This is a genomic window from Paenibacillus shirakamiensis (genome assembly GCF_017874255.1).
GTDB classification, from domain to species: domain Bacteria; phylum Bacillota; class Bacilli; order Paenibacillales; family Paenibacillaceae; genus Fontibacillus; species Fontibacillus shirakamiensis.
Window position 1 is genome coordinate 1 of sequence record NZ_JAGGLD010000002.1, and the last position, 17,591, is coordinate 17,591.

At 42.6% G+C, this 17,591-nt stretch carries 19 protein-coding genes, 1 rRNA gene and 1 other annotated feature; all 20 genes read right to left on the bottom strand.

The window, feature by feature from the left end; genetic code table 11:
- Nucleotides 1-298, bottom strand: a 16S ribosomal RNA gene (locus J2Z69_RS06865); the annotation flags it as partial.
- Between the two features lie 416 nt (nt 299-714).
- Entirely contained in the window at nt 715-2,175 is a 1,461-nt protein-coding gene (locus tag J2Z69_RS06870) for a LysM peptidoglycan-binding domain-containing protein (RefSeq protein WP_209860585.1), read from the bottom strand.
- A gap of 189 nt (nt 2,176-2,364) precedes the next feature.
- A complete protein-coding gene (gene pheA / locus J2Z69_RS06875; protein ID WP_209860587.1) occupies nt 2,365-3,252 on the bottom strand; it encodes a prephenate dehydratase in 888 nt (295 codons plus the stop codon).
- Entirely contained in the window at nt 3,249-4,223 is a 975-nt protein-coding gene (gene thrB, locus J2Z69_RS06880) for a homoserine kinase (protein ID WP_209860589.1), read from the bottom strand. The genes pheA and thrB overlap by 4 nt, the downstream gene beginning before the upstream one ends.
- 56 nt (nt 4,224-4,279) lie before the next feature.
- Nucleotides 4,280-5,566 carry a homoserine dehydrogenase gene (locus J2Z69_RS06885; protein ID WP_209860591.1) on the bottom strand — a complete coding sequence of 429 codons (1,287 nt, stop codon included), beginning with the start codon at nt 5,564-5,566 and terminating at the stop codon, nt 4,280-4,282.
- 33 nt (nt 5,567-5,599) lie between these two features.
- Nucleotides 5,600-6,037: an ACT domain-containing protein gene (locus J2Z69_RS06890; RefSeq protein WP_209860593.1), complete on the bottom strand. Its 438-nt coding sequence runs from the start codon at nt 6,035-6,037 to the stop codon at nt 5,600-5,602.
- A 150-nt stretch (nt 6,038-6,187) separates the two neighbouring features.
- A complete protein-coding gene (gene obgE, locus J2Z69_RS06895) occupies nt 6,188-7,498 on the bottom strand; it encodes a GTPase ObgE (protein ID WP_209860595.1) in 1,311 nt (436 codons plus the stop codon).
- Between the two features lie 20 nt (nt 7,499-7,518).
- Nucleotides 7,519-8,253 (bottom strand): Spo0B domain-containing protein, encoded by a 735-nt coding sequence (locus tag J2Z69_RS06900; protein WP_209860597.1) that lies wholly within the window; start codon nt 8,251-8,253, stop codon nt 7,519-7,521.
- A gap of 140 nt (nt 8,254-8,393) precedes the next feature.
- Nucleotides 8,394-8,705 (bottom strand): 50S ribosomal protein L27, encoded by a 312-nt coding sequence (gene rpmA, locus J2Z69_RS06905; protein WP_209860600.1) that lies wholly within the window; start codon nt 8,703-8,705, stop codon nt 8,394-8,396.
- 18 nt (nt 8,706-8,723) lie between these two features.
- Complete coding sequence (locus J2Z69_RS06910; protein ID WP_209860602.1) at nt 8,724-9,056, bottom strand: ribosomal-processing cysteine protease Prp; 333 nt, start codon at nt 9,054-9,056, stop codon at nt 8,724-8,726.
- Nucleotides 9,057-9,069: 13 nt separating this feature from the next.
- Nucleotides 9,070-9,381, bottom strand: coding sequence for a 50S ribosomal protein L21 (gene rplU / locus J2Z69_RS06915; protein WP_209860603.1), 312 nt, complete (start codon nt 9,379-9,381; stop codon nt 9,070-9,072).
- Between the two features lie 13 nt (nt 9,382-9,394).
- Nucleotides 9,395-9,471 (bottom strand) — a sequence feature (ribosomal protein L21 leader region).
- A gap of 62 nt (nt 9,472-9,533) precedes the next feature.
- On the bottom strand, nt 9,534-10,778 hold the full coding sequence (locus tag J2Z69_RS06920; protein WP_209860604.1) for an Rne/Rng family ribonuclease: 1,245 nt from the start codon (nt 10,776-10,778) through the stop codon (nt 9,534-9,536).
- 64 nt (nt 10,779-10,842) lie between these two features.
- The gene (locus tag J2Z69_RS06925) at nt 10,843-11,700 is read right to left on the bottom strand and encodes a M50 family metallopeptidase (protein ID WP_209860605.1); all 858 of its coding nucleotides are present in this window, start codon (nt 11,698-11,700) and stop codon (nt 10,843-10,845) included.
- Nucleotides 11,693-12,601 (bottom strand): M23 family metallopeptidase, encoded by a 909-nt coding sequence (locus J2Z69_RS06930; RefSeq protein WP_209860606.1) that lies wholly within the window; start codon nt 12,599-12,601, stop codon nt 11,693-11,695. Before J2Z69_RS06930 ends, J2Z69_RS06925 begins: the two co-directional genes overlap by 8 nt.
- 219 nt (nt 12,602-12,820) lie before the next feature.
- Nucleotides 12,821-13,615, bottom strand: a complete 795-nt coding sequence (gene minD / locus J2Z69_RS06935) for a septum site-determining protein MinD (RefSeq protein WP_209860607.1) — start codon at nt 13,613-13,615, stop codon at nt 12,821-12,823.
- 3 nt (nt 13,616-13,618) lie between these two features.
- The gene (gene minC, locus J2Z69_RS06940; RefSeq protein WP_209860608.1) at nt 13,619-14,281 is read right to left on the bottom strand and encodes a septum site-determining protein MinC; all 663 of its coding nucleotides are present in this window, start codon (nt 14,279-14,281) and stop codon (nt 13,619-13,621) included.
- Nucleotides 14,282-14,361: 80 nt separating this feature from the next.
- A complete protein-coding gene (gene mreD, locus J2Z69_RS06945; protein WP_209860609.1) occupies nt 14,362-14,889 on the bottom strand; it encodes a rod shape-determining protein MreD in 528 nt (175 codons plus the stop codon).
- Nucleotides 14,889-15,764, bottom strand: a complete 876-nt coding sequence (gene mreC, locus J2Z69_RS06950) for a rod shape-determining protein MreC (RefSeq protein ID WP_209860611.1) — start codon at nt 15,762-15,764, stop codon at nt 14,889-14,891. Before mreC ends, mreD begins: the two co-directional genes overlap by 1 nt.
- A gap of 49 nt (nt 15,765-15,813) precedes the next feature.
- Nucleotides 15,814-16,848, bottom strand: a complete 1,035-nt coding sequence (locus J2Z69_RS06955) for a rod shape-determining protein (protein ID WP_209860614.1) — start codon at nt 16,846-16,848, stop codon at nt 15,814-15,816.
- Between the two features lie 39 nt (nt 16,849-16,887).
- A complete protein-coding gene (gene radC / locus J2Z69_RS06960; protein WP_209860616.1) occupies nt 16,888-17,583 on the bottom strand; it encodes a RadC family protein in 696 nt (231 codons plus the stop codon).
- Nucleotides 17,584-17,591: the final 8 nt, after the last annotated feature.

A 17,591-nucleotide genomic window follows, 5' to 3' on the forward strand; every position in this document is an offset into this window, starting at 1 on the left:
CGCATCGTCGCCTTGGTGAGCCATTACCTCACCAACTAGCTAATGCGCCGCAGGCCCATCCATAAGTGACAGATTGCTCCGTCTTTCATTCTCTCGTCATGCGAAGAAAGAAATTATCCGGTATTAGCTACCGTTTCCGGTAGTTATCCCAGTCTTACAGGCAGGTTGCCTACGTGTTACTCACCCGTCCGCCGCTAAACTTAATTCGAAGCAAGCTTCGAATTAAACTCCGCTCGACTTGCATGTATTAGGCATGCCGCCAGCGTTCGTCCTGAGCCAGGATCAAACTCTCCATTAAGGATTAAAATGCTCTTCTCCAGAAGAGAAGATCTTTTAATCAGGTGTTTGAATTGCTCATTTTGAAACTGACGAGAATTACTTCTCTTAAAATGAATGTCGATCCGACCGAAGTCGTCTCTCGTTCATGTGTTTTACTCACTCGTTGTTCAGTTTTCAAAGATCAATTTCTCTTATACAGCGCCGCTTTGCGTCTCTTTCGATGTCTCAGCAGCAACTCTTATAATATATCATGTTGGTCACTCAATTGCAAGCACTTTTTTTCAGCTAGTTTTTCAATGTTACTGATGGGCTTTCGCGACCGGACTTATAATATATCATTATTTAATAATGATATCAAGTACTAATTATAACTTTTTAAAAATGAATAAAATTAATTGTAATAAAAATAACGCCTATAAAGGCGTTATTTCTCTACTACTCTCTAATCCAGGGATTATGTTGAACTTTTTTTCTTTCACTTCTATTACTTGTTTTTTTTGTATCCTTCATTGAATTTCGTAATTTATTCTGCTCAGTAGCTTTAGAGATAGGTGAACCCGATACTTTAGCTTTGGCTTTACTCTTTGGTGATTTTGTCTTTGCCTTTACTTCTTTATGCTCCCCAAGATTCGAATTCTCTTCTTCCTCATTCTCTCTAAGGATGTCTGAAACACCAAATCCTCCTATAGGGCTCTGAGGTACTACATTTTGATCTGCATAACCACTGTAATTCAATTGAGGGTTATATCCTGGGACCGAGTATCCAAAAGTACTATAATTCTGATGCTGCCCATACGGATTATATTCTTGTTGAGCGTAGGGATTATATTCTTGTTGTTGCCCATAAGATTGATACGGCACCCCTTGAATCTGGCCATATATGTTCTGAGTATGCTCTGGATAACTAAACTGTGGATAGTCCTGTTGTCCCCCTGGAGTTGGCCAGTTCGTTTCTCCAGAGATATTTTCCTGACCCTTATATCCATAAGATTGGTGCGGTTGTGAATAAGGGTTGTAATTCGATTCATAATTATCGGGATATTGAAATACGGGTGGCCACTCTTGCCCAGGTTGACCCGCAATACCGGGGTAGCCATTTTGTATTGGAGATGCATACTCCTGTGATGGACCCTCATTATAATTGTAAGGTGATATTACAGGCTGAGTTTCGGTAGGATATTGTAAAAATAAAGATTCTGCTCCACCTGAATGATCTGAACATCCACAAGGCGATTCCAATACGGGTTGTTGGGGTAGATACTCTGGCTCTTTGTATTCTGGTACATAATTGTAGATAGGCAGTTGCTGCTGTGCCTGTTGCTGCTGAATACTAATCTCAGAATAATCCACATTAATATTGTAATTTGGAGATGGTTGCTGAGCTATAGGCGCTGTAATGATTGGCGTTGGTGCTGGAATATACGGCTGAACAGGAGGAAGACTTGGAGGTAACGCAGGAAGTGGAGATGGAACCGGAGTAGATATAATAGGTGCCGTGTTCTTTTTCTCGTGGTTCCCCCCATAATAATGATGTTCCGCCCCTGTTGCATAGGTAGGTCCATGTGATTGAGATGGAATATTGATAACCTCTCCCACTTTTAGAACATCAGGGTTGTTCAATTGGGGATTACTCTGAATTAGCTCCTGTAGTGGGATTCCCCAAGCATGGGATAGTTTAAATAATGTATCCCCTTGCTTTACAGTATGTTTGTACACGATACCATGATCTCCTCCAACCGATACGCCTGTTGACGGCACTTTTACCTTTTCTCCTACAATTAATACATCGGGGTTGGATAACTGCGGATTAGCATCAATTAATTTTTGCAATGGAACCTGATACTTATTCGACAATTCAAACAACGTATCGCCTTGCTTAACTATGTGTATCTTCACTCGGTCAAGACCTCCTAAAATGTCTTCTTAGGGCCGTGATATTCGCCCGTTGCCCATTTCTACATCCTATGCAGGAGCCCGCCTTTTGACATCAATTTACGCAAAAAAAATCCCTCAGACACTTATTGGGTCGTGAAGGACAATGATTCTCTATTATTCTGCCAGACATAAAGTACCTAGACCTTATTTTTAAGACAATACTTCATAATTATAACTTAGATAAGATCCTAAGATGCGCACTTGGCAACCTAAAGCCTCAATCTCCTCAATCGCAGAAGGCAACAACACCGAATCCAGCGAATGCAGGACATCAATGTAGAAGTAATAGCTACCTAGCTTCTTCTTGGTTGGACGTGACTCGATACGGGACAAGTTCAATTTTCGCCAAGAAAATGCAGAAAGGACCTGATGAAGAGCACCTGGAAAATCAGAAGGTAGCGTTATGAGTACGCTTGTCTTCTCTTCGCTAACTGGGGCTTTCAGTTGTTCCAGCGCTGTGGGTCCAATTAATATGAATCTGGTAAAATTATTATCATGATCTGTAATATACTTAGCCAGAACATCTAATTCGTGCTTTTTCGCGCCCAGTAAGGTTCCAATTGCAAGCCAGCGTTGATTCGGATTTTTCTTCACAATCTCAATAGCTTCAGCAGTACTTGAAGCATTCTCCAACTCAGCATTCGGCATGTGACTGCGGATAAACTGGAGACACTGCGCCATAGCAACAGGATGTGAAATCACTTTGGTAACCTGAGTTAGATCGACTTTCCCACCGGATTCGAACGATGACATAAATTCATCTTGTCGGCCAATCAAATTCTGAAGGGAGGGATAGACCCATTCTAGTCGCATAGGAATATCAATCTCATGCACTAACCAGTCCATATGAAGAGAAACCGAACCTTCAATCGTATTCTCAATGGGAATTACCGAATAGTCGGTTGTTCCGTTCACAGTAGACAAGAAAACATCGGCTATCTGCTTGTAATGTACCAAGGTTATAGGCTCATCGCCGAATAGATGTAGAACGGCTTCATGAGATACTGATCCTTCTGGTAAACATGCGATCCTCTTCATACAGCAACTTCCCCTTTAATGAAATCCGCAAATGAATCTTGAGCTGAAACTTCAATCACTTGGGGACCTGTTAGATCCGGTTTCAACCAGAGCGTTCGGGCATCAATCTCGTGATCCATCAAAACATCCCCTAAAAATTGCTCTAGTTCAGCACCGGTTCCAGCTTGTCGATTAACTAGGGCTAACAAAGTTGGGCCCGCCCCGCTTAATGCAACCCCTAAAGCACCATGTCGATGTGCTTCTTCTAAAATTTGAGTCATCCCAGGAATTAATGCCCCTCGGTACGGTTGATGAATGCGATCTTTCATCGCTGTAGCAATCATATCGAGTCTTCCAGTACAAAATGCTGCAGTAAGTAAAGAAACATGGCTAACATTAAATACAACATCCTGCATGGATAGACTTTGAGGTAGCACTTCACGGGCAGCTTTCGTAGATAACTGAAATTGTGGAATAGCGACTAAAATATCTAAATCAGCTGGTGGAGTTATTTTAATATAATCAGCATGTTCTCCATCCCAAGTAGCTGTAATCATCCCACCAAATAAAGAAGCTCCCACATTATCAGGATGCTGCTCAATCTGAGTAGCCATATCGAATAGTTTGGATAAAGGTAGGGGATGATCAAGGAGTGCATTCGCAGCAACTAATCCACCAACAATAGCAGAAGCGCTGCTTCCAAGCCCACGCGTCAAAGGTATTTCTGAATACATGGATATTTCAATTTCCGGAATTTCTACGCCAGCTTCTACAAAAACCGCCTGAGCTACTTCATAGATCAGATTGCTCTTGTCTAGTGGAATTCCGTGCAACTCTTCTCCATAAAGATGAATTGCTGTCCTATTGGCTATCTTCATTTCAATCCATGCATATAAGGATAAGGCCATACCCAGTGTATCAAAACCAGGGCCAAGATTTGCTGTACTTGCTGGTATCCTCACTCGTACTGCTTTCTGCTGCAAAGAACTCATCATGTAACTCCTTTTCCTAAATGTAGCTTCACTATTAAGTTAAGAAATGTTAAACGTTAACCTTCAACACGGTATACACTTTTCACGCGATGAATGACATCCAGTCCTTCAAAGTGCTTCAATACTTTATTCATATTAGCTTGGCTTGCGTCATGGGTGACAATAATAATTTCTGCATCCGTATGTTGTTCATTCGGCGTCTGTACTACCGAAGCCAAGCTCACGTCAAATTCTGCAAATACTTGAGTAATCTGAGCAAGAACACCCGCTTTATCTGCTACTTGTAAAAGAATAAAGTTCTTAAATGCTATTTCTTCTTCTGTTTTTAGTTTTTTGAGCTTATAAGGCACGATGGCTTTTAGCCCATTCACCCCAAGCTTCAAGTTCTTCACCACGGCGACAAGATCGGCCACAATTGAAGTCGCTGTTGGCATTTCGCCCGCACCCGCACCGTAAAACATCGTCTCGCCAACGGCCTCCCCATATACATAAACCGCATTAAATACGCCATGTACTGAAGCAATAGGATGGGTATTCTTCACCATTGTAGGTTGCACACTGATACTCAGTTGATCATCTTGACGATCTGCAATTCCTAAAAGTTTCATTTCATAGCCAAGCTGCTTGGCATATTGAATATCTTCCTTAGTTACATTTGAGATTCCTTGAACCGAAACGTCCTCTAATTCTACATTCGTGCGGAATCCCAATGTTCCCAAGATGGCCATTTTGCGTGCCGCATCTAATCCCTCTACATCAGAAGTAGGATCAGACTCTGCATATCCAAGTTCCTGCGCTTCGCTAAGAACAGCTTCATAAGAAGCTCCTTCTTGACTCATTTTTGTTAAAATGAAATTGGTTGTGCCATTCACAATCCCCATGATCTTCATAATCCGATCCGAAGAAAAACCTTCAATAAGGGTTCTAATGATGGGAATACCTCCCGCGACACTAGCCTCATAAAAAACATCACATTGCTTTTCTTGGGCCTTAGCTAGTATTTCTGATCCGTGTAACGCCATTAAGTCCTTATTCGCTGTAACGATATGCTTACCACGGTCTAAGGCTTCAAGAATATATTCCTTTGTACCTGTAATCCCGCCCATAACTTCGATAATGACATCGATTTCCGGATCTCGGATGACGTCTAGTGGATTATCCGTTAATTTGCTTGAATCAATAGATATAGTTCTCTGTTTATCCAGACTCTTCACAGCAATACGTTCGATGACAATCGGAGAACCTACCTGACTGCTTAAATCCTCCTGATGTCCTTCTACAATACGCACCACTCCAGTACCTACAGTTCCAAGGCCCAATAATCCTACTTTAATTGGCTTCATCTCTAATTCCTCCCTAGTCTCTATTCTCGTAAATTATCCCTGTCCAATCGTGTGTACTCGGTGTACGCCTGCAATAGTATGAAGGGACAGAGTCAGATCATCTAATTCCGAAGTTAGTCCTGATGTTTCTACGGAAATCACTACATTTGCCTTGCCTTGAAGTGGGATACTCTGACTAATCGTAAGCACATTTCCCCCTAGTCCTGCAATCCGTGCCAAGACCTCAGATAAAATACCCGATCGATGTTCTAAATCGAATGAGAGAGTTACAATCCGATCCCGTTCAAGCTGGTTTAAGAAGTGAATACCCTCTTTATATTTGTAAAAAGCACTACGGCTTAGACCTACTTGCTCCACCGCTTCATGTACGGTTTTCATTTCTCCGCTAGCCAGAAGCTGCTTCACCTGCATGGTCTTAATTAATGCTTCAGGTAATATGTCTTCTCTTACAACATAATAATGTTCCTTCAAGCTCCGTCCTCCCCAGAAAGACTTTTGTACGCCTCTAGTGGACATTATATCGAAGATTAAGAGATCGAGCAATAGTTATAATACACAGCATTATGTAAAAAAAACCGCCTGCAAATCTCATAAAGATTTGTAAACGGTTTTCGTCTAGATTTAATAGTAACTGCTACCTTCAACAAATTCAAATTCAAATTCGCCAATTCTTACGATCGTTCCATCTTTTGCTCCACGTTTGCGAAGTTCGTCATCTACACCCATATAGCGCATAGTACGAGCTAATTTGAGGATAGCTTCATGCGTATTCAACTGCATACGTTTCATCATCCGATCGATCGCAACACTTTCCACTACGAAAGCTTCGTTATCTCGTTTGACGGTAAAGCTGTTATCTTCTTTTTCCTTCAGCTTATAGATCTTACGCTCTTCTACTTCATTCACTTCTTCAATTACTGGGGCATCTGGAATCTGATCCAACAGATCGGCTGTGCGGTACAACAATTCTTGAATCCCTTCACGCGTAAGAGAAGATATAGGTAAAATCTCCAATTCTGGACGAATCTTAGCAAGTTGCTCTTTAAATTTTTCTAAATTCTCTGCGGATTCTGGCATATCCATCTTATTCGCCGCTACCAGTTGAGGACGATTTTCCAAGTCAGCATTGTATAGCTTGACTTCTTCATTAATCTTCACCCAGTCATCAAAAGGATCTCTACCTTCTGAACCAGACATATCTACCACGTGAACAATGACACGAGTTCGTTCTACGTGACGTAAAAATTCATGCCCCAGACCTACACCTTCGTGCGCGCCTTCAATGAGCCCCGGAAGATCGGCCATAACAAAACTTCGTCCTTCACCTACATCTACAACACCCAGATTTGGAGTAATTGTTGTGAAATGATACGCTCCGATTTTGGGTGTAGCGGCAGATACAACGGATAATAATGTTGATTTACCTACGCTCGGGAAACCGACCAGACCCACATCAGCCATTACTTTAAGTTCAAGAATAATGTACCGTTCTTGGCCCTCTTCCCCGTTCTCTGCTAGTTCTGGTGCTGGATTTTTTGGCGTTGCAAATCTTGAATTTCCTCGGCCGCCTCGGCCGCCCTTAGCTACAACCAATTGTTGACCTTGACGCGTCATGTCACCTAGCACTTCTTCGGTATCTTCATCAATAATTAAGGTGCCTGGAGGAATACGTACGATCATATCCTCTGAGCCAGCACCGTGTTGATTCTTGTTCCGGCCTTTCTCTCCACGCTTAGCTTTAAAATGACGTTGATAACGGAAATCTATAAGGGTTCTTAAACCTTCATCCACCTTAAAAATTACGCTTCCGCCCTTTCCTCCGTCTCCCCCTGCGGGTCCACCGTCAGGTACATATTTCTCACGGCGAAATGCTACGAGGCCATCTCCACCATCTCCGCCTCTAACAAAAATCTTCGCTTTATCTACAAACATGCCTTCACCTCATCCTATATTCAACATGGTAGCCGTAGTTCGAAGGAATGTTGCTCAGCGAGAGTCTGTCCAGTCTTAATTCGCTTGCCTATTACATTCTCTTCAATCCGTCTTCTTAGCATTTCGGCGTTACCACAGTTCCCGTCTTGATTAAATACCACTACAATCTCATCTTTTTCTCGGTACATCTTCATAGAAAGTTGAATGACATCTCCCCATGATGATCGACCTGCAAACTGATACGCACGAATCATTTCCCCAATGGCAGCTGTCAATTCTTCAGCAGAATCCTGATCTAACAAATCTCCTAGCTGGAGTCCATCCTGAATATCCACATCTAGCATTATAGAAGTATTCACTTCTCTGAAGGATTGCAGATAGAACACTAATGAGGGAATTCCCAATCTCGATATACTCGTTTCTTTGTTCATTCGTTCTCTTATTCTGTCCACACATTCCATAAGTTTATCATGTTTGTTCAGCTGAATATAACCATACAAAATTTGCAAATCATTCATCCAGTCATGACGATGATGTCCGAGTGTAGCTGCTGCTGTACGTTGTAATGATCCTACGGATCGCTGTTTATCTAGTATATTCAGTTTATGAATATACCTGAAATAGCCCACGGCAACGAAAAGACCCCATAAGCAAGCTAAGAGGTGCAAAATCAGTGAATGGGCAAAATAAACAAGTATCAAAGGAATCGATGCAATGATTGGCATAGCAATTGGTAACAATTTACGAACATTCATCATTTCCCATTCCCTTTTCCCCAAGTAAACATCTTGAGTTTCAGTATATCACAAAAGATTTGGGCTTCCTAAAAATAACATACAAAAAGAACCCCTGGCATAATGCCGGGGGCTCGGGTAGGCCTCAACATAAAGAATTCTTACGCTTCTACTGCAGCTGCTACAGGAGCAACGGCAACAGGGTATACGCTCACTTTTTTGCGATCGCGACCCCAACGTTCGAACTTAACAACACCGTCCACTTTCGCGAACAAAGTATCGTCTTTACCGATTCCTACGTTGTTACCAGGGTGAATCTTCGTACCGCGTTGACGCACGAGGATACTTCCGCCAGTAACAGTTTGACCGTCAGCACGTTTAACGCCAAGGCGTTGAGCGTGGCTGTCACGTCCGTTTTTTGTGGAACCTACACCTTTTTTCGATGCAAATAACTGGAGATCCAATTTCAACATGATTGTCCACCTCCTTCTTCATAAATTCACGTTGTTAATCCGGATATACTTATTATAGGACTGCTCGATCGACTGTAGCATAATAACTAAGGATGATAAAAGAAGTTGAACTTGTTGATCAGCCGATGAAGTTGAGGATTTCGGAAGAAAAGCGCTTAAAAAGCCATTTTTCATTTGAGTATCCATCTCAATACCTGCAAGTGCCTCAATGGAGTTGACTGTACCTACGGTAACCGCTGATACTCCAGCACAGACGATATCTTTTCCTGCATCTGCATAATTAGCATGTCCCTCTACTTTAAATCCCTGAATATTGCTCTCAGCATCATGTAAAATGGAAACGATAATCAATTATCGCACCTTCTTACGCTTGAATTTTCTCGATTGTCACTTTAGTGTAAGGTTGACGATGACCTTGCTTCTTGTGGTAGTTTTTCTTAGGCTTGTATTTGAAGATCGTCAATTTTTGACCTTTGCCGTGTTTTTCAACTTTCGCTGTTACACTTGCACCGGACACCATTGGAGCTCCTGTTACAAAACCATCACCATTAGAAACCGCCAAAACGCGATCAAAAGTCACGCTTTCGCCGTCAGCTACGTCCAATTTCTCGATGAAAAGAACATCGCCTTCTTGAACACGGTATTGTTTGCCACCTGTTTCAATAATTGCGTACATTTATCTGCACCTCCTCAATTCTCAGACTCGCCTAATTCAGGTGTCGCCCGAAGACGCTCTTATACCTGATCGGAGCGGTTACAGCATGTGCAGAAGAAAACGTTCATGACACATACCAAATGATTTTAGCACGACTCCACTTATAAATCAACCTAATTTCTTTTCGTTACAGGGGTTAACCAACCTGTACCTTGACAAACGTTACAAACTTCAGCACTCTGGGCAGTGCTCTCTCTCATTTTTTTTCGTGTTAGCTCTAATAGCCCTAACTTAGTCCAACCCATAATGTGATGCTGTGTGCGATCTGGACGCATGGAGACTTCAAGCATCTCAGACACTCGAATACGATTAGACTCAAGTTCCATATCAATAAAATCAATAATGACGATGCCACCCGTATCTCTTAGTCTAAGCAGACGAGCTATATCAAAAGCGGCTTCCACATTGGTCTGAACTACCGTATCCTCTAAATTCACAGATCCCGTGAACTTCCCGGTGTTCACATCAATGACCGTTAATGCTTCTGTAGAATCCCAGATTAGGTATCCTCCACCAGGTAGCCAAATCTTTCGCTGGAAGTCCTTATTGATCTGTTGCTGAATGCCGTAGACTTCAAAAATAGGCCGCTCTCCTCGGTACGTATGTATACGCGGGGTACTCACAGGTAACATGTCTTGCAAAAAGATTCCGGCTTCTCGTGCTTGTTCCTCATCGTCCATTACGATTTCAGCAGTAGCTGCCGTGTAAGCATCTCTAAATAGCCGCTGAACCATACTTAGTTCTCGGTGAAGTACTGCAGGAGCTTGCTCGCTTTTAGCAAGAATCTGAATGTCAGTCCATTGCTTGCGTAGCATTCTGAAATCATCTTGAATCGCTTCAGGCGGCTCGTCCTCAGCTACAGTACGTAGAATTAATCCTTCTTGTTCATTTCTTAATTGTTCCCCAATTTGTCTGAGACGAATACGCTCCGCTTCCCGTTCCACTCTCTTAGAGACGGCCACATAAGCAGATATGGGCATATATACAATCCAGCGACCGGGAAGGGAATAATGCGTTGTGACTCTCGCTCCCTTGGTTCCAATGGCATCCTTAGTCACTTGAACAATAATCTCTTGTCCCACTTTGAGCAGATCAATAATAGATGGCTTTACCTTAGGCTGCTTGTCGAGGTGCGGATGAAGCACATCATCAATATAGAGAAATGCATTCTTCTTCTGTCCAATGTCCACAAAAGCAGCTTGCATACCTGGAATGACATTGACAACTTTTCCTTTGAAAAAGCTGCCTACCAAACCTTTTGCTTGTGTACGCTCCACCGCAAACTCTACTAGCCTGCCAGCTTCCATTAATGCCATTTGTGTTGAACTTGGCTCACAGTGAATTATCATCTGTTTCATGATCTCACCCCTGCTTGCACTCTGACAGAAATTAACCTTTTTCATTATATCATGGAACTAGTACTCAAGACCGAGGTGTACCCGACAAAAACGAAGTAATCACCTTCTGTTCCGGAACCACAGCCACAATCTGGCCCTCTGGATTCATTACATAGATAAAATGGTACTTCTCTCGTCTTAATAGACGCAAAAGGGTATCTAAAGGTTTCGAAGCCTCTGTGATAATAGGTTGAACCAAGCTCCCGCGAAGCAAATGACGCGTAAAGGCTTGGTCTCGGTGCATAAGAAATCGCAAAAAACGAAATGGAATATGCCGATGATCCATAATGTTTGAATACAGTAGGAAACTTCCGATTAAAAGAATATTCAGCTGCAGCGCTCCCCCATAGAGAATCCAAGGCAGCAATGCATACCCTACTACAAGACAACTGAACACTACACTAATTCGGGAACACCAAAGCAAAGTTGAATGATACGGCATACTCATGCTACATAACGCCTGACAAATTTTCCCACCATCTAAAGGAAGGATAGGTAACAAATTAAAAAGAGCAATAAAAACATTACATTCTATAAAATAAACCGCAAAAGGCGAATCCCAAACGCCTGTCCAGCGAAATATGATCGTAATAATGATTAGCAACAAGTTCTGAAGAGGGCCTGCTGCCGCAATGATGATCTCCGAGTGAGCACCCATATGCCCTCGATCCTCAAGCAGAGCCATCCCGCCAAAAGGAAGCATTTGTACAGCCATTACTTTCACTCCTAGTGCACGTGCAGCTACAACATGACCCATCTCATGGACAAATACGATAGCAAATAAGGCAATGAGTTCTAAAAAACGACCTGTAAATATCGAAGTCAACATAATGATTACGAATAACGGATGCACTGAAAAGCGGATGCCAGCTACATTAATCAAATGGAATCACATCGGCCGGATCTATGTATCTTCCGTCTTTTTTCAAAGCAAAATAAAGAGGAGACACCTTTTGCTTAGCAGAGGCTGTTTTTAAAGTGCCAATCTCTGTCCCGCCTTCGACCCAGTCTCCTTTTTCTACCGTAATACTTCCCAGATGAGCATATACAGACATATATCCACCTGCATGCTGAATTTGGACGGTTAAACCTTGAACAGCATCTTGTGAGATATCAGAGATTCTGCCCGTCTCCACAGTTCTGATCTGAAGACCAGATATGGACTTACTCGCAGGTATAATTTCTATTCCTTTCAAGTTAAGGGCAAACGGCTGAGCAATTGTTCCTGTTAAAGGGGAGGAAAAAATACGAGAACCCTGAACTTTCTCGCCTTGTACTGCCTGTTGTCCAAAGATAGGAATGAATGAAGGTGCTCCTCCAAAATGATTCTCATACCAGACTTCCGCCGCTGTAAAATCCATTTCGTGAGTTAGATTTTCTTTTACAAATAGCGTAATAGGTAACGACCAAGGGGGCTGATACCGCTGAATACCCCATAGCGCACCAAATATTGCGGCACTTAGTAGGATTCTTATTCGCATCATTCTCCAAAAGGAGGAAGACTTGCCGGGCTCCGGTGAAATAGAATCCCCAGGATAAAATGTAGAGGGGCTTTCTCTCCAGCGGCTGCCATTTTGTTTCCAGACTAACTCTGGGTCAGGTTCAGGGAATACCGTTTCTATTTGCTCGGGGTATGGAGTATATACATTTTGAATTCTATATTCTGCAAGATCAATTTCGTTATTCCATAAAGGAAGCGATAGATTGCCTTGATTTTGCGGCTCGGTAAGCAGCTGCTTGATTCTTTCTTCTCGGCGTTTTTTGATATTAGAATTTATATCCATGGGTTCATCCTCCTCCGCGCCTTTAACCTGATTCAGCTTGTTCTTCTATCCTTATGAATGTGCCTTAAGAAATATGAACAAGCTTCCCTAGATTAAAAAACCCGATATGTAAGGAAACCGCAGTTCTAGTGCAGTCTCCTCACATACCGGGTATGTAGAGGTAGTTCTTAAACGTTCTTAAACGTTCTTAGATATCTTGCTTACTTATTGCATATGTTCTTAACCCATTCCGAAAAATTTCTTAAAGCGAACAAACGCCCCTTTTTTCTGATCCAGTTGCATTAAAGGAACGGTATCTCCCAAGATACGACGGGCAATATTACGATAAGCTATAGCTGCCTTAGAGTCCGGATTCATCACTGTAGGTTCTCCACTGTTAGCTGCTTTAATCACAAGTTCATCATCAGGCACAATACCTACTAAATCAATATTTAGCACCTGTAAAATCCCATCGATGTCCAGCATATCCCCAGACTTCACCATATTAACCCGGATCCGATTGACTACAAGCTTTGGAGACTTGATATGAGAACTTTCTAAAAGGCCTATAACACGGTCGGCATCTCTCACCGCGGCATGCTCTGGCGTAGTGACTACAATAGCTTGATCTGCACCCGCAATTGCATTTTTGAATCCTTGCTCAATTCCTGCAGGACAGTCAATAATCACATATTCGTACTCTTTTTTCAGTTCCAGAATTATATCCTTGACCTGTTCTGGGGTCACAGAGTTTTTGTCTTTGGTCTGCGCAGCCGGGAGCATGTAGAGTTCATCAAATCTTTTATCTTTTACTAAAGCTTGATTTAATCTGCAGCGTCCTTCCGCAACGTCTACCAAATCATAGATGATTCGATTCTCCAGTCCCATCACGACATCTAGGTTACGAAGACCAATATCTGTATCTACCAGACATACCTTTTTGCCGAGCAATGCAAGTGCGGTACCGATATTCGCCGACGTAGTCGTCTTCCCTACGCCGCCTTTACCCGAAGTGACGACGATAGCTTCTCCCATAATCTACACCCCTTTAAACGTGCTTAAATCCGGCCGGATTCTTACAATATTCGTTATCTTATCTATCTGCATGACACCGTCTTGGAGATAGGCGAATTCCATACTGGATTCCCGGTTCTCCCATTCATCCGGTGGACGACTGATGACTTCTGCAATCCGAAGCTGCGTTGGAGCCAAAAAAGAAGCTGCTACGATAGCATCCTCTTGTCCGTCTACCCCGGCATGAGCCATTCCCCGAAGAGCCCCTACTATAAAAATATCTCCCGTGCACTGGATAGATCCTCCAGGGTTCACATCACCCAAAAATAATAAGTGGCCCTCATGATGGAGGACCTGTCCAGAACGGACCATGCCTGTCATGGTTGTCACCGTATTCTTATTACTCTCAGGTAATTCAGCTTCGGGCATGTCTACAGAACGAATCAGTAGATTGCCTTTGCTCTTCAGCACGTCTAACAATTCGTTCTTCTGTATATCAGATACTTCGCGGGAACCTAGTTTGACATCTACATGTACAATTGGCCCGGTTAGTATATTTTGATGGCTGTGTTCAAGCTTATAGCGGAGATCCTCAACTAAATCTATGAATTCACACTGATCATTAAGAAGGAATATCAGGCCATCTTTGGTGCCTTTTATCGTAACGTGGTTTGATTTTACTGTCATATGCCTGTCCCTCCCCTTTATTCATTTCGTGAACGGATGGCCATATCCTTCTTCACCCACGGAATTTGACGAATCAGAGCTTATACCGTCTCTTCCTTGGTACGTTTCGTAGCCATCTTCTCGATTTGACGCCGGAGAGGTACATAAATGATAAGAGCAAAGATGACTTGAACAATCATATTGGGTACAATATGGTCCAATAAATTGAACGCATACGTCTCATGCGTTAATTTGAATAAGGTATAAATTCCAAAAAGAATTGAATCTAGCAATAAGCTCCCTACAATTACAGCAATCATCATGACCGACATGGAGGAGCGCCTCGACCTGAACACAAGTCCAATTAGATATGCTGAGAGCCCCATAGCAAAGGAGTATTGCCCCATCATAGCCCCATAAAAGACTACGTCTTGTAGCAATCCAAAACAAATACCCAGTATAAGTCCCACATGTCGATGATCATAAATAGAAGCGAACAGTATAACTACAAAGACTAAATGCGGGACGATACGGGTCTGCCAAGCTTCAGGCAAAAACAGTACAACAATGGTATTTTCGATGATGAAAAGAATAAACAACAGCAGCGTAATTATATAACGCCGAGCCATTATTCCTTAACCTCCGGTGTAAAGACCACGAACAGTTCCTTCCAATCTACGAAGTTGGCAGCTGGCTTAATCGTAGCTGTATAGGTCATACCAAAATCTCCTTTTTGACGGCTTAACACTTTACCAATAATCTGGTATTTTGGATAAATCCCGCCATCCCCACCGGTTACGATAATATCATCCTTTTTCAGTGGACTATCCAAAGGAATTCGGGTCATTAATAAAGTTCCTGTCTTCTCATCGTAATTGTCTACAATACCAAACGTCTCATTTTCCTTGCCTTCTACTTTGGCCGAGATACCTTTGGATTTAGGGTCGGAAGAATCCATACTAGTTAAGAGCTTTACGGTAGAAGTGAAGTTACTAACTCGGCTAATAATTCCTACTAACCCCTCCGTAGAAGTCACACTCATGTTTTCCTTAATTCCATTACGACTGCCTAAGTTAATTACTAGCGTACGGTTCGAAGCATCATTATTGACGCTCACGACTTGTGCAATACGGTAATCATAATTGTTCAAATTCTTCTGATCTTCCGTGAATTTCAAGTCATTCTTAAGCTGTTCGTTCTGCTTCTCCATGGCATTATACTTAGGTTTCTCCCGTGCATAGTGAGCAAGAGAAATCTTGAGTTCTTCATTCTCTAGCTCCAAAGAACGAAGATCAGATACATCTTCAAAGAAGCCCGCTACTGAACGAGCGGGCTTGTAGAATACATACTGTATGAATCCTACGGTATCTTTCACAAATTTCTCCGGCCAGGTTAGACCAACCCTTGAACCTAGTGTAAATCCCATTACGGAAATGAACAAAATTAGTCCGATCAACAAAATAAATAGTCTTTTATTTCCCAGCAGTTTAAACAGATCCAACACCCTCTTATCTTACAATTTCGCTCCCAAAACCAAGGGCTGTTTCATGAAATTATCTTCTTGATTTCATAGCAGAACTACTTCTCGTTTTGAACAAATGAATATTATCTAGTGCACGTCCCGTTCCAATCGCTACACAATCCAGTGGATTCTCAGCAACGATCACAGGCATGCCTGTCTCATTCACCAATAACTTGTCCAAATTACGTAATAATGCGCCGCCGCCTGTTAGGACAATCCCACGATCCATGATATCTGCCGCAAGTTCCGGAGGACATTTCTCTAAAGTTACTTTTACCGCCTCAACAATAGCATTTACCGTGTCCGACAGTGCATCAGCAATCTCATCTGAAGTAATCGTAATGGTCTTAGGTAGACCTGTCACCAAGTCACGACCCCGAATTTCCATGGTCTCTACTTGCTCTAACGGCATAGCAGAACCAACTTCCATCTTAAGTTGTTCTGATGTTCTTTCGCCGATCATTAGATTGTACTGGCGCTTAATATACTGAATGATAGCTTCATCTGCTTCGTCACCAGCAACTCGAACGGAGCGACTAGTTACAATACCTCCAAGTGAAATGACAGCTACTTCTGTTGTACCTCCACCGATATCAACCACCATGCTACCTGTAGGTTCCCATACTGGAAGATCCGCACCAATGGCTGCTGCAAACGGTTCTTCAATCGTATAGGCTTCTCGAGCACCCGCCTGCTTAGTTGCATCTTCTACAGCACGCTGTTCTACAGCTGTAATTCCTGAAGGTACACAGACCATTACATTCGGATGACGTTGGAACAATGAACGCTGCTTCTGAGCTTGCTTGATAAAATACTTAATCATAGTAGCTGTCGTATCAAAATCTGCAATAACGCCATCTTTCATCGGACGAATGGCACGAATATTCCCTGGTGTTCTGCCAATCATCTTCTTAGCGGATTCTCCAACTGCTACAATGCTTTTTGTATCCGTATTAATGGCAACTACCGAAGGCTCCCGCACAATAATTCCTTTGCCTCGAATATACACCAGCGTATTTGCTGTCCCCAAATCAATTCCTAAGTCTTTCGTAAAACCACCTAACATGAAGTAACTCCCTTTCCATTGTGTGTCTAAGCTATTATATTACATGAGCCCTTGCTCCTTCAAACTTACGAACTCTCCGTCACCAATGATAATGTGATCAAGCACATCAATCCCCACAATTTGCCCTGCTTCATAGAGTCTTCGAGTGATTTGGATATCCTCTGGACTTGGACTAGGATCTCCACTAGGGTGATTGTGAGCACAGACAATGGATGCACTACTGCATTTGATTGCGGCTCGGAACACTTCACGGGGGTGAACAATAGAGGCGTTCAGACTGCCGATAGAGAGGGTCTCTTGTGCTATGACATGATTTTTGGTATTTAGAAACAAACAAATAAAGTGTTCTTTCTTGAGGTAACGCAGTTGTTCAAATACTAAATCCGCAGCATCACGTGGCGCACGAATTGTCTTCAGATCAGATGGGTTGCGAGAAGCAGCCATTCGGATTCCAAGTTCCATTCCTGCTTTGAGTTGAACAGCTTTGGCAGCGCCTATCCCTTTGATCTGCATTAACTCATCTACAGTCACATCTACTAAATTACGTAAGCCTCCCACTTGATTCAAAATACGCTGGGCGACATGTAAAGCAGATTCCTGATGTGTACCTGTTCTTAATAATATGGCAAGTAATTCTGCGTGGCTAAGTGCTCCTGCCCCATACTGTAGCATACGTTCTCTAGGTCGGTCTTCATGGGGAATGTCGCGGAGCATATACGTTGAGGCTAGCTCCATTCCAACAT

Bases quoted from the DNA above. Each gene is read 5' to 3' on its own strand.
- radC (WP_209860616.1), bottom strand. From the start codon at position 17,583: ATGGAGCTAGCCTCAACGTATATGCTCCGCGACATTCCCCATGAAGAC.
- pheA (WP_209860587.1), bottom strand. From the start codon at position 3,252: ATGAAGAGGATCGCATGTTTACCAGAAGGATCAGTATCTCATGAAGCC.
- J2Z69_RS06920 (WP_209860604.1), bottom strand. From the start codon at position 10,778: ATGAAACAGATGATAATTCACTGTGAGCCAAGTTCAACACAAATGGCA.
- J2Z69_RS06885 (WP_209860591.1), bottom strand. From the start codon at position 5,566: ATGAAGCCAATTAAAGTAGGATTATTGGGCCTTGGAACTGTAGGTACT.
- rpmA (WP_209860600.1), bottom strand. From the start codon at position 8,705: ATGTTGAAATTGGATCTCCAGTTATTTGCATCGAAAAAAGGTGTAGGT.
- J2Z69_RS06930 (WP_209860606.1), bottom strand. From the start codon at position 12,601: ATGGATATAAATTCTAATATCAAAAAACGCCGAGAAGAAAGAATCAAG.
- thrB (WP_209860589.1), bottom strand. From the start codon at position 4,223: ATGAGTTCTTTGCAGCAGAAAGCAGTACGAGTGAGGATACCAGCAAGT.
- mreD (WP_209860609.1), bottom strand. From the start codon at position 14,889: ATGGCTCGGCGTTATATAATTACGCTGCTGTTGTTTATTCTTTTCATC.
- obgE (WP_209860595.1), bottom strand. From the start codon at position 7,498: ATGTTTGTAGATAAAGCGAAGATTTTTGTTAGAGGCGGAGATGGTGGA.
- J2Z69_RS06900 (WP_209860597.1), bottom strand. From the start codon at position 8,253: ATGAATGTTCGTAAATTGTTACCAATTGCTATGCCAATCATTGCATCG.
- minC (WP_209860608.1), bottom strand. From the start codon at position 14,281: ATGACAGTAAAATCAAACCACGTTACGATAAAAGGCACCAAAGATGGC.
- minD (WP_209860607.1), bottom strand. From the start codon at position 13,615: ATGGGAGAAGCTATCGTCGTCACTTCGGGTAAAGGCGGCGTAGGGAAG.
- J2Z69_RS06955 (WP_209860614.1), bottom strand. From the start codon at position 16,848: ATGTTAGGTGGTTTTACGAAAGACTTAGGAATTGATTTGGGGACAGCA.
- rplU (WP_209860603.1), bottom strand. From the start codon at position 9,381: ATGTACGCAATTATTGAAACAGGTGGCAAACAATACCGTGTTCAAGAA.